General features: G+C 70.7%; 9 protein-coding genes. 4 read left to right on the forward strand and 5 right to left on the reverse strand.

Going from position 1 to position 11059, the window contains the following annotated elements; translation table 11 throughout:
• Positions 1–14: 14 nt before the first annotated feature.
• The gene (locus VN520_RS28580; protein ID WP_325749845.1) at positions 15–782 is read right to left on the reverse strand and encodes an SDR family NAD(P)-dependent oxidoreductase; all 768 of its coding nucleotides are present in this window, start codon (positions 780–782) and stop codon (positions 15–17) included.
• A gap of 211 nt (positions 783–993) precedes the next feature.
• On the opposite strand from VN520_RS28580, the gene VN520_RS28585 reads away from it, so the two are divergent.
• Together VN520_RS28585 and VN520_RS28590 are read left to right on the forward strand one after the other, a co-directional pair.
• Positions 994–1578, forward strand: a complete 585-nt coding sequence (locus tag VN520_RS28585; RefSeq protein ID WP_414719973.1) for a TetR family transcriptional regulator — start codon at positions 994–996, stop codon at positions 1576–1578.
• 81 nt (positions 1579–1659) lie between these two features.
• Entirely contained in the window at positions 1660–2115 is a 456-nt protein-coding gene (locus VN520_RS28590) for a hypothetical protein (protein ID WP_325749846.1), read from the forward strand.
• Positions 2116–2327: 212 nt separating this feature from the next.
• Here VN520_RS28590 and VN520_RS28595 read toward each other — a convergent pair whose 3' ends face one another.
• The 4 genes from VN520_RS28595 to VN520_RS28610 form a co-directional block, all read right to left on the reverse strand.
• Entirely contained in the window at positions 2328–2780 is a 453-nt protein-coding gene (locus VN520_RS28595; RefSeq protein ID WP_325749847.1) for a hypothetical protein, read from the reverse strand.
• Positions 2777–3769, reverse strand: a complete 993-nt coding sequence (locus VN520_RS28600; RefSeq protein WP_325749848.1) for a helix-turn-helix transcriptional regulator — start codon at positions 3767–3769, stop codon at positions 2777–2779. The genes VN520_RS28595 and VN520_RS28600 overlap by 4 nt, the downstream gene beginning before the upstream one ends.
• Positions 3770–4000: 231 nt before the next feature.
• A complete protein-coding gene (locus VN520_RS28605; protein WP_325749849.1) occupies positions 4001–4129 on the reverse strand; it encodes a hypothetical protein in 129 nt (42 codons plus the stop codon).
• Positions 4130–5461: 1332 nt separating this feature from the next.
• The gene (locus VN520_RS28610; RefSeq protein WP_325749850.1) at positions 5462–7498 is read right to left on the reverse strand and encodes a polysaccharide lyase family 7 protein; all 2037 of its coding nucleotides are present in this window, start codon (positions 7496–7498) and stop codon (positions 5462–5464) included.
• A 735-nt stretch (positions 7499–8233) separates the two neighbouring features.
• Between VN520_RS28610 and VN520_RS28615 the strand changes: the two genes are divergently transcribed.
• Both VN520_RS28615 and VN520_RS28620 read left to right on the forward strand, forming a co-directional pair.
• Positions 8234–9745 carry an FUSC family protein gene (locus VN520_RS28615; RefSeq protein ID WP_325749851.1) on the forward strand — a complete coding sequence of 504 codons (1512 nt, stop codon included), beginning with the start codon at positions 8234–8236 and terminating at the stop codon, positions 9743–9745.
• Positions 9746–10148: 403 nt separating this feature from the next.
• On the forward strand, positions 10149–11059 hold a 911-nt coding region (locus tag VN520_RS28620; protein ID WP_325749853.1), incomplete at its 3' end, for a lactonase family protein.

Below are 11059 nucleotides of genomic sequence, written 5' to 3' on the forward strand. Positions count from 1 at the left end.
GAAGTGAGGGGTGCTCAGACCGCGGACCAGCCGTTGTCGACGGGAAGGATCGCCCCGTTGATGTTGCTCGCCGCGTCGGACGCGAGGAAGACGATCGCCGCCGCCTGCTCCTCGGCCCGGGAGGGTGAGCCGACGTTGCCCATGTAAGGGGCGAGGGCGGCCGGGCCGTGGGCGCCCCGGTCGGCGTCGACCCGGATGTTGGTGATCGTGCCGCCGGGTGCGATGGCGTTGGAGCGGATTCCCTTGTCGCGGTACATGACCGCCAGTGACTTGGTCAGTCCGGCGATGCCGTGCTTGGACGCCGTGTACGCGGCACCCGCGGCGCTGCCCCTCAGTGAGGCCTCCGAGGCGGTGAAGACGACGGCGCCCTTCCCGGCGGCGAGCATGTGCGGCAGGACGGCCCGCGTGAGGCGGAAGGGGGCCGTGAGGTTGATGCCGATGACGCGCTCCCACTCGTCGTCGCCGGTGTCGGCCGCCGCCGACATGCTGTCCATGATCCCGGCGTTGTTGACGAGGACGTCTATGCCGCCGAACTCCTCCGTCGCCGTTGTCACGACCCGGTCGACGACTGCCTGGTCCCGCAGGTCGCCGATCACGGTCACCGCGGTCCCTCCGGCCTGCTTCACCTCTTCGGCGACGGCCCGGGCGGCGGTGTCGTCGACATCGGCGATCACGATTCGCGCGCCCTCTTCCGCGAACAGCAGGGCGGTGGCCCTGCCGATGCCCGATCCGGCGCCGGTGACCACGACGCTGCGGCCGGGGCCGCTGGTGGTGACGCTCACGTGATGCTCCTCGTGTTCGGTGATGGTGCAAGCACGCTACCTTTGATGGCGGACAGTGCCAAAATGGCGAGCGGTGCCAGAAAAGATGCCGATACGATGAGCGCAGCTGGAAGGAAGGTGGCCGAGAACCGTGGAACCCGCGCACAGGGGAGGGACGCAGGGCCCTGCCGCTGCCGGAGCCGACGGCGTGGCCCGCCTCGGGCGCCCTCCGCTGACCGAACGCCGCAAGGCCGCGACCCGGCTGGAGATCGCCCGCGAAGCCGTGCGCCTCTTCGCCGACCGGGGCGTGGCCGCGACGACCGCCGACGACATCGCCGCCGCCGCGGGAATCTCGCAGCGGACCCTGTGGCGCTACACCTCGTCGAAGGAACTGTGCGTCAGCCCTCTGCTGACGTACGCGCTCGACTTCGCCACCGCGCTCATGAGGTCGTGGCCACGCGACCGGTCGCTGGTGGAGGTCGTGGCCGGGACCCCGCCCTCGCTGCCGGACGCGGCCGTGGACGCCGATGCGAAAGCGCTGCGCGACCTGGTCCTTCTCACCCGTACCGAGCCCGGCCTGCGCGCCGTGTGGCTCCAGGTCCACCATGACGCGGAGCTCGTCTTCGCCGAGATCATCGCCGAGCGGACGGGCCACGGGCCGGGCGACCTGGAGCCGAGGGTGCAGGCGACCGTGCTCAACGGCGCGCTCCGCATCGCGGTCGAGCAGTGGGCGTGGAGCACGGATGCGCAGCGGACCTCGTTGTCCCGCACCCTTCACCGCGCGCTCGGTATCGCACGGTCAGGTCTGTCCGTCTGAAGAGCGGTTCCGGTCCGGGGCGGCATCCGGACGTGTCCGGTCGCGCGGCTTCTCGTTGACCAGGACATGAATCTGCGGTCCATGTCCCTCGGGCTCGTCGCCCTGCTGGCCACGGCCGGCTGCGTCCTTGTGCAGGGCGAAACGGAGAGGCCCGCGCCTGCGGCTTCCGTGCATTCCGGCAACGCCCCCGCTGCCCACGCGTCCCCGGAGCCCACCGAACCCCCTGCGGTCCATGACGCCCTGGGCAAGGCGGAGGAGCAGCCGGAGCGCACCAGGGGAAAGGAACGGAAGAAGCGGGAGGAGGGAGGGCACGCGCCGACCCGGCGTGCGGACGCGGTCGCGCCACCGGCCCGCCAGGAGGTCCGTGACCGACCGCGGCGCGTGGCCCCCGCCCGCCCCGAACCGCCGCGCCGTGCGGGCACGCCCCGCAGGGTGCAGCCCCGTCAGACGTACGACATGCGAACTGTCTGCGCGTCGGGCCAGGGTGTCGCCTCCGCCGACATCGTCGAGCTGTGCCGCACCACGTACGGCCGTTGACGACGCGCGGGCGCGCACGGCCCTGGTCCGGGCGGGGCGGCGGGTGCCGGGGAGCGTCACCGGACGCGCGGTCGGCGGCGGGCGCGCATGGGCCGGCGCGGGAGCCGGGTCCGGCGTGGCCGTGGTGCAGCTCCCCGACGGTCTCGTTCTGGACGGTGTCATGTGCCCAGCGGAGGTGGTCCCGGCCGGTGGGGACGTGGGGCAAAGCCCTCCTACGCCGGATCGGCTGACGTGCCGGCCTCCGGCAGTGGCGCCACCGCTCCCGGGTGCCAGGTGCGCAGAAGATGGCGGATCTTGTCCCGGGAGCGGCCGGTGGTTTCGCTGGTGCGGTCGATGCCGCAGCCGGCGAGGTGGTGGAGCACGACGACTTCGTACTGCAAGGGGCTCGCGGCGGAAATCCTGAGCCGGCTGACGCGGTGGCGGACGGTAGCGGCGAAGAGGTCCCAGGCGTACGCGGCCGGGTCGGGGCGCAGCATGATCACGGACCAGTGGGCGGCCAGTTCCCCGAAGGCCAGGCCCAGGATCAAGCCGGTGTCCCCGGGGGAGGCATGTGCGTCGGTATAGGCGCGGTAGGCGGGTTCCTGAAGGGCGCGGAAGGCGCGGAACGCGGCGGGCAGGATGATGCCGGTGGCGTCCAGGGGCCGGTGCAGCGGGGGAGCGGTCATCCGAAGGTCCCGACGTGGATGGTGCAGGTGGAGCTTCTGGAGGCGGCGTTCGAGAGGTTCGCCACGTTGGCGGCGTCCCACAGGGGGCGGATGAGGTCGCACTGCCCGTGCAGCGCGTTGACGAGGGTCGCGGTGGTCTCCCAGTCGGGCAGCGTGCTGCCGGTGAAGGCGTTGGTGATCTGCTCGTCCGTCAGATGGGTCTTGGCCTTCAGGGCCTCGGTCTTCGGACGGCCGGCGGCGGTGTGCAGCCCGCGCAGTGCCGCCTGGAGGTCGGAGGTGCTGGCCGCGTCGTAGCCGCGGGCGGCCCTCCACAGGGGGAGGATCTCCTCCGGCCCGGTTTCCAGGGCCTGGGCCAGCTTGCGGGTGACCTCCCAGGAAGGGATGCGTTCACCGCTGATGACGCGGGAGATGTAGGAGGGGTCGACCCCGACCCGGTCGCCCAGTGCCTTGTGCGTCGTGCCGCTCTGACGGTGCAGGTGGGACAACGCGCTCGCCAGGGCTGCGGCTGGGCCGTGGCCTGGGGCGGCGCCGTCCGTGTCGCCGGTGCCGCCCTCCGGGCGCCGAGCCCGTGGCGGTCCGGGCACCGGGTGGCGCTGGGAACGAGGCGGAGAAGGCTGCGACGCTACGAGGGGAGGGGTCAGGCGCCGCTCGCGACGGCCGGGAGCGCTTTCCATCATCCTGGCCAGCGCACTGGCGCTCATGTGGAGCTTGTCTGCGATCACCGGCATCTTCATCCGGCTGTCGCGGCTCTGGAGGACGACGGCGGTCTTGAGGTCCTTCCATGCCTTCTCGCACTCCAGGATCAGCTTGAGGGACCGCTCGGGATCGTTGCCGCTCAGGTCGAACTGGTCCGTGAGACGTCGCAGGTCGGCGAGCGAGGCCTCGGCGAACGCGTTGTTGTCCGTGGCGGGGCGGGCGTAGCGGCGGTAGCGGGTGCCGCACTGGTCGCAGCAGTAGACGCGCCGACGTCCGACACCTGTCTGCTTCACGGAGTTGAGGCAGCCGGGGCCGAGGCAAGGGGCTTCCGACTGGTCGTTCGGGGACACGGGCATAGCCCTTCTGAGGGATTGCGTCAGGGAGGCAGGGCACGGAAACGTCTACTTTCCGCCTGTGGAGAGGTGCTTGGAGGCCCTCGGTGCCGTGACACTGTGCACTCGGTGCCACGAGATGTGGATCGGGCGGAGGAGGCAGACATCGTAGGTGTCCGCCTCCGTCTGCCGTCAGTTCCAGCGAATCCGCTGGTACTGGACGCGGGACCGCCTCAGCGCGGTGAGTGCCAGCCCGGCGCACACCACGGCGACCTCCGTGAGTTCGGGACGCAGAACGAGGACGACGCCGACAACTGGCACAGCAAGGAAGGGCCCTACCTGGACGTTGACCTGATTGTCACGCCACTCGCGGGTTTCACCCCCTCGTGCCGGAGGGATGCTACGGTCGAAACGCCCAGTCCGGGGGCCTTCCCAGGCCGTACTGGAGACATGGTCGGGAGGCATGAAGCCCTCCTTGGTCATTGGAACGACGGGTGGAAAAGCCGGCTCTGGAAAGTGGTTGGCCCCGCACCAGAGTCGGCTTCTGTCCGCGAACGTACCGGCTCACCTTCCGGCACTCCACCGCTACAGTCCGTTAATTGAACGATCGGCGTTGCCGAACCTTCCCTAGCGCTAACGTCGATCAAACTCGATCATGGATCCCTCTCACTCGTTCACGAGTGACCTGCCTCGGTCACCCCGTGGTGGCAGGCTGCCGAGCCGGAAGCCGAGGGGATCCCCTGGATCGAGAAGTCGTTCGAGCGTGTTCTCCGGGGCTTCACCGATACAGCACGGCCGTACGGTCTGAAATCTCCTCAGGCCCGGTCCTCCGCGCCGCCGGCCGGCGCCGAGGGGCCCGAGGTCCGCGCGCGGTCTCGGTGGATGCTGCGCCCCGGCACCGCCGGAGGTCACCCGGGTATTCGTCCGTATCGAAGAGGGGCCCGTCGGTGTCCGGCAGCGTGGTCCGGCTCGCGGGGAGGTCGCCGGAGGCGGTGCGCGACCGGCGCCGCTCCCCACGTCACCGGCCGGCGCCTCGCGGCAGTCCGTGCGGTGAAGCGCGAGCTTCCCGGCGGCGTAGGGGTGCTGACCGGAATCTTGCGCGGGGCGGCGAGCCCGCCGACGCCGGGAGGGCCGTGCTTTCCCTTCCCCCGCAGGTGGACGGTGACCAGGGCTCTCCGGCAGGCCTCACGCCGCAGCGCGTTCGCGACGATCGATGCCGCCTGCGTCCGGCTGGTTCCGGCATCACCGGCCCGGGATGCCGGTGCCGAGGGGCAGGGGAGATCTGCGCCCACCGGCAGGGGGAGCAGCGGGCCGTCCGCCGGCCGCGCCGTGTTCCCGCTCCACCGGTGGGCCGGCGCCTGCGGGGCCGCACCGGGCGGACGCGCGGCCGTCTCCCGGTCCTTCGCGTCCGCCCGGCCCCGTCTGCTCACAACCCCCCGAAGCCCTGCCCCTGCACCCTGCGCCCGCTCGCGGGACGGACCGCAAGCAGGTGTGCTGCTCTCACGTCCCGCGGTGACGGGCACAGGCGCTGCGCGGCGTTCCTGTACGTTTTCGCGACCCGGCTACCAGCACGTGCCGCCCACCGAATGCCAGTACCTACGTGCCCTGCAGGTCTCGTTCAGGCAGCCGCGTCCTCCTGGTCCGTCGGGTCGGTCACTCGTAGACCCGGACCCAGTCGACATCGAAGACCGCGGGCCGGAGGCCGCCGTCGCCGGTGAAGTTGTCGAGCTGGATGTTGAGGTGCCCCGAGGGCATCGACTGGATGTCCCCCCGGTCGGGGCCCGCGCCGCCCGAGAGCCGGAACCACTCGGCTCCGTCGACGTAGCCGACCAGTGCTTCCGGTGTCCACTCGAACGCGAAGTTGTGCCACTCGTTCATGTCCACCGGGCACAGGTCGCGGCGTTCCTTCTTGTCCGAAGGGCTTTGCGGGTAGTGCAGGAACGCCGTGAGGCACTGTGCGTCGGGGTCCGAGTACTCGACCCAGTCGTACTCTCCGTTCTCGAGCCGATTGCCTTCGGTGGGCCAGATCAGGTGCAGTGCGTGGTAGAGCCCGCCGCTCGAGCCGATGTTCTCCGAGCGCGACCGGATCTCCCACCGGCCGTACCGGGCGTCACGCTTCTGCCGGAGCCATCCCGTATCGCCATTGGCCTCTCCGCGCATGGTGAGCATGCCGTCCGCCACGGTGCTGTTCTTCGCGCACCGGCGGCCGTTTCCGGCATGGCCCTCCCAGCACCCCTCCGTGCCGCCGAAATCGCCTGAGGGCGTCGCCCATTTCGCGGAGTCGACCGCACCGGTGTAGTTGAACTCGTCCGAGACCGGCAGCGGTGTACCCCAGCCGTACCGGTCGGCGGCCTGCGTCCGGTCGGATTCCTGATGGGCGCCGTGCGTGACGTCAAGCCCGTAGATCTTGACCTCGCCGTAGTTGTCGTCGCCGCACGGAGAGGAGTTCCCGCAGTTGGCCTGGGTGTAGGCGCCGGTCTTGAAGTAGTTGGTGGAGTCGGAGTGGTCGATCGTGGTCTCCAGCTCACCGTTGAAGTAGATCTTGATCTCACCGTCGCTCACCACGTACTTGATCTCGAAGACCGTACCGAGTGCGTAGTCGTCGGTGATCAGGTGGTGGTCGGTGGTGTCGTCCTCCGTGATCCAGAGCTTCGAGCCCTCCAGACGCAGAGCGGTGACATCGTCATCACCACCGTGGATCTGGGCGCCGACGACCTCCGGCTTCTCTTCGGGCAGGTGCGTGAAGGCCTCCCGGACGGTCATGGTGTGTGTACCGGACGTCGAGGACCATTCGATCTCGTCCCCGCCGCCGCTCTCCATCTCCCGCAGCTCCGAGCGTGGATTGCTGGAGCCGCCGGTGGTGACGCCGTTGACGGGCGCGCGGAACCGTACGGCGTCCCCGGGCTCGGGAACGAGGAAGAAGGGGTCATGGGAGTAGCTGTCGAGCTCGGGCTGGAAGATCTCGGTGGGCTCCTCGTCGTCGCCGATGGGGAGCGTCACCTTCCAGTCGCTCAGATCGAGGACGTCGGACGGGAGCCCGGTATCGCCACCACCGCCGTTGCCGTCGCCGGGGCTGCCCCAGACCTCGACCTCGGTGAGGCTGTTCCAGTCACCCTCGCCCTCACCGGTGTAGCCGTGGCCGAGATAGCGGACCTTCGAGGTCTGAACGGGGTCGAAGGCGAACGACTCCAGACCCGTCGTCGTACCGCTGGTCCTGCCGTCATGGACGGTGGCCCAGCTCGATCCGCTCCAGTACTGGAGCTGGAAGACGTTCTGCCGGGTGGTGCCCTTGTGCACCGCGAGCTTGATGTGGGTGACGGTCATCGTCGAGCCGAGGTCCAATTGCAACCAGGCGCCGTCCCCTTCGCCCGACCAGCGGGTGGCGTAGTCGTCGTCCACGACGTTCGCGGGCGCGTTCCCGTCGTGAGTGCTGGCTGTGACAGCGCCGGGGGCAGGGGTTATCCGGACGTCGGCAGCGTGCGCGGGGGCCGGCGCGAGCAGCAGTGCCAATACCGCCGCCACCGGGGTGAAGACGGCGAATGCCAGCGGCCGCCGCCCACCTCCCCGGAGTAAGGAACGAGACAGAAGGGTGTGCCTCACAGGTTGGTCCTCCTCATACGGTTCTGCTCCTGAATCCAGGTCTCCCCGGCATGGTGCCGGGCGGCCTGGAGAGTGGCCTGGGCGGTGCATCGGCTGCGGCGGGGTGCCGCACGCCAGCCGTTCGCGCGATCGGCGCCAGAGGATCCGCACGGCCGGCGTCAGGATCGTTGCTCCTGCTCCGCCGGTGAAGCGGTGCCGCCCGGAGCGCCCACCGGCGACTTGTCTTCGACGACTACAACAGCCTCGGAATTGTTCAGCAGGTGCCTCCGCCGAGGTGAACAACCCCTCTTGCGCGTGGGCGCACCTCTCATCGAGCACCGGGGCCCGGTCAGCCGCGGCACCGTGTTCCCGGGGCTCGCGCCCGTGTCGTCGTCCCGCCCACTGCGCGGAGTCCGGTTTCCCCGAGCTCCTCCACCGCTCGGCCGGGTGTCATGCCTCGCGCGCGGCGGTGTACCGAGAGCCGCCCGAGCTTCGCATGGTCGACCACGGGCCGCCGCAGCGCCGAGATCCAGTCCGAGGTTCCGAGGTCACGACCCGGGCTCGCCGGCAGAAGCCGCAGTGATCAGGCAGAGGCCCTGGAGCAGAGGTCCTGGGGCGGAGGCTGCCGTTCGCGCGCCGGTGTCGCGTCAGGCTGGTCCGTTGGCCTTGCCGTGGCCGGGCAGGGTCAAGCCATCCTGGGCCATTGGCCCAGCAAATTGAGCCTCAGTTGAACCATAAGCCTTCCAGATGCTGAGATTGGCCCATCAATGGCGCTGCGGGTCCTTCGGGACCTCTGTGGCGCCTTTCTCATGTCTGCGCTGGTCTGTGCGGAAAGGGCGGGGCAACTTGCTGAAGCGAGCGTTCGTCGCACACGATCCGGGGCGGGTCCGTCTCCGGTTCGCGTCCCGGGCTGTACTCGGCATCGGGCTCGCCGTCGCGCTGTGCGGGGCGGCCGGATACTCGCTGGCGGCGGCCATCACCGGTGGCCTGGCCGCGCTGCTCGCACTGTTCACGGTGACCGACCCGACCGTGCGTGATCAGGCGATCACCACCGCCTTTCTTCCCGTCGCCGGTCTCCCGGTGCTCACGCTCGCCGCCGTGCTGCACGATGCGCCCGTTGCGCGTGACCTGGTATTCCTCGCCGTCGTGGGGGCGGGTGTGTACGCGAGGCGATGGGGGCCTCGCGGGCACTCGCTGGGCGTGTTCGGTTTCATGTGCTACTTCTCCGCCCAGTTCCTGCACACCGTGCCCGGCCGGCTGCCCGAGCTGTACGCGGCTGTGCTGCTGTCGCTCATCGCGTCGTCGGTGGTGCGGTTCGGGGTGTGGTGCTACGAGCGGCGGCTCGCGGCACCCGTGGCCGTCGCCCTCTCTGCGGGCGCAACGGGGCTCGGGCGGATCACGACGCGGCAGGCCGTGCAGGCGACGTCGGGGGCGGGGTTCGCACTCGCTGTGGGGCAGGTGCTCTCCGACCAGCGTTGGTACTGGGCGGTCGGCGCCACCTGGTGGGTGTTCGTGGCCACGACCTCGCGGGGCGAGACCGTCGTACGCGGGTTCAGGCGGTTCCTGGGGACGGTGCTCGGGATCGGACTGGGCTTCGCTGTGGCGGTGCCGCTGCACCATGAGCCGGTCGTGGCGGCCGTGGTCGTGGCGATGAGCGTGTTCGGGATCTTCTATACCGCCGCTGTCTCTTACACCTGGATGATGCTGGCCGTGACCGTGATGGCGAGCATGCTGTACGGGCTGCTCGGAGTGCTCGACGCGGGTCTGCTCATGCTGCGGGTGGCTGAGACGGCGGTCGGGGCGCTCGGTGCCGTACTGGCTGTGCTGTTCGTGCTGCCGGTGACCACGCACTCGGTGACCGAGGCGTGGGTGGAGCGGGCGCTGCGGTGCGTACACGTCTGCACGGCGGAGGCCGCCGCCCGGCTGGCCGGGAGCGAGGCCGCCGATCCGCCTCGGCGGGTCGCCGAACTGGAGGCCGTCCTCGGCCGGGTGCGCTTGTCGCTGGCGCCGTTGGTGCATCCGCTCAACCCGATGAAGGCCCGTAAGCGACGGGCGCGGCAGGTGCTCGAACTGCTCGACGACTGCGCGCGCGAGGTGCGGGGCCTGGCCTCCGTCGCTGCCGACCCGGAGGCATCGCACGACATCCGGCTCGCCGCAGCCTGCTGGCGGGTGGAGACAGCCGTCGAGGCCCTCACCGATGCGCCGGCCGTCGGGCGGCACCTCCGACTCGACGACGCGCCTGCCGAGGAGCCGACGGGCACAGGACAGGTGCTCGCACACCTCCACGCGTTGGAGCGGGCCCTGCTCGAACTCGCCGTGCCCCTGCGGAGGCCCAGCCGGATCCCGGCCGATGCCTGAGCCGTCGCGTGTGGCGGGAACGCCGGAGACGGTCCCGGCCCAGCGCTGCTTCTCGGTCTGCGGCCTCCGGGCCGGGGCGAGCACGATGGTGTGATCGCCCCGGCCCGGAGACCGTCCTGCTCCCATCGCTCGTCTCGTCGGCCGTCCGTTTCGGATGCTGGTGCTACGAGCGACGGCTGTCCGCCGCCGCACTGCCGCCCGTCGGCGTCGCCGAACCCGCGCTGGGACACCTGCACGGACCGGAAGGGGCGCCTGCCGAACTCGCCGCCCCCTGCGCGGCTCCCCGCGTGCTCCGCCGATCGCCGCTCGGCCCTGCCTTGGTCCCGTTTTGGTCCGGACCAGGAATCGCTGCCTGCTACCGTCGGCCGGGAAGATCGTGACGGACGTGAAGAGGGGTAGCGCGATGGGCGCCGACCACGCAAAGCGGGCATTCATAGGGTCGTTCACCTCGGCGGGAGGCCGGGGCGTCAGCGTCGCCGCAGTCGACCGGGGTACCGGGGCGCTCTCCGTGCTCGCGTCCACGGATGCCGTCACCGACCCGTCCTACCTCGCGGTCGGCCATGCTCCGGGGACGGGAGGCACCGTGCTGTACACGGTCAGTGAGACCTCCGACGGCGCAGCGGCGGCATTCGGTATCGACGACGACGGCACGCCGCGGCTGATCGGCGAGGAGCGGCCGGTCGGCGGAAGCAGCCCCACGCATCTGGCCCTCACGGCGGGCCATCTGCTCACGGCCAATTACGGTTCGGGCAGTGTCAGCGTGCTGCCCGTGGGGGACGACGGAGCGCCCGGCCCCGCGGCCGGCGTGCTGCAGCACGCCGGCCGGGGTCCCGACGAAGGCCGCCAGGCGGGCCCGCACGCGCACCAGGTACTGGCCGACCCGTCGGGGAACTGGGTGCTGAGCGTGGATCTCGGTACGGATTCCGTACGCGTCTGCGCCCTCGACCCGGGCAACGGCTCCCTGCGGCTGCACGCAGAAACGGCACTGCGGCCAGGAGCCGGGCCGCGCCACCTTGCCTTTCACCCGTCCGGGGGACACGTCTACGTCCTGAACGAGCTTGAGCCGACGGTCACCGTGTGCCGCTGGGACGCGGCCGGGGGCACGCTCGATCCGCTGGGGGAGACGCAGGTGCTGCCGCACGACTACGACGAAGGCGAGGCCGTGCGCACGTACCCGTCGGAAGTGGTGGTCTCGCACGACGGCCGGTTCCTGTGGACCGCCAACCGCGGGCACGACAGCATCTCCGTCCTCACGCTCGACGGGACGGCGGAGAAACCCGTCCTGGCGGCGGCCGTGGGCTGCGGCGGGCGCTG

The sequence above is a fragment of the Streptomyces sp. genome, from assembly GCF_035563135.1.
Classification (GTDB): domain Bacteria; phylum Actinomycetota; class Actinomycetes; order Streptomycetales; family Streptomycetaceae; genus Streptomyces.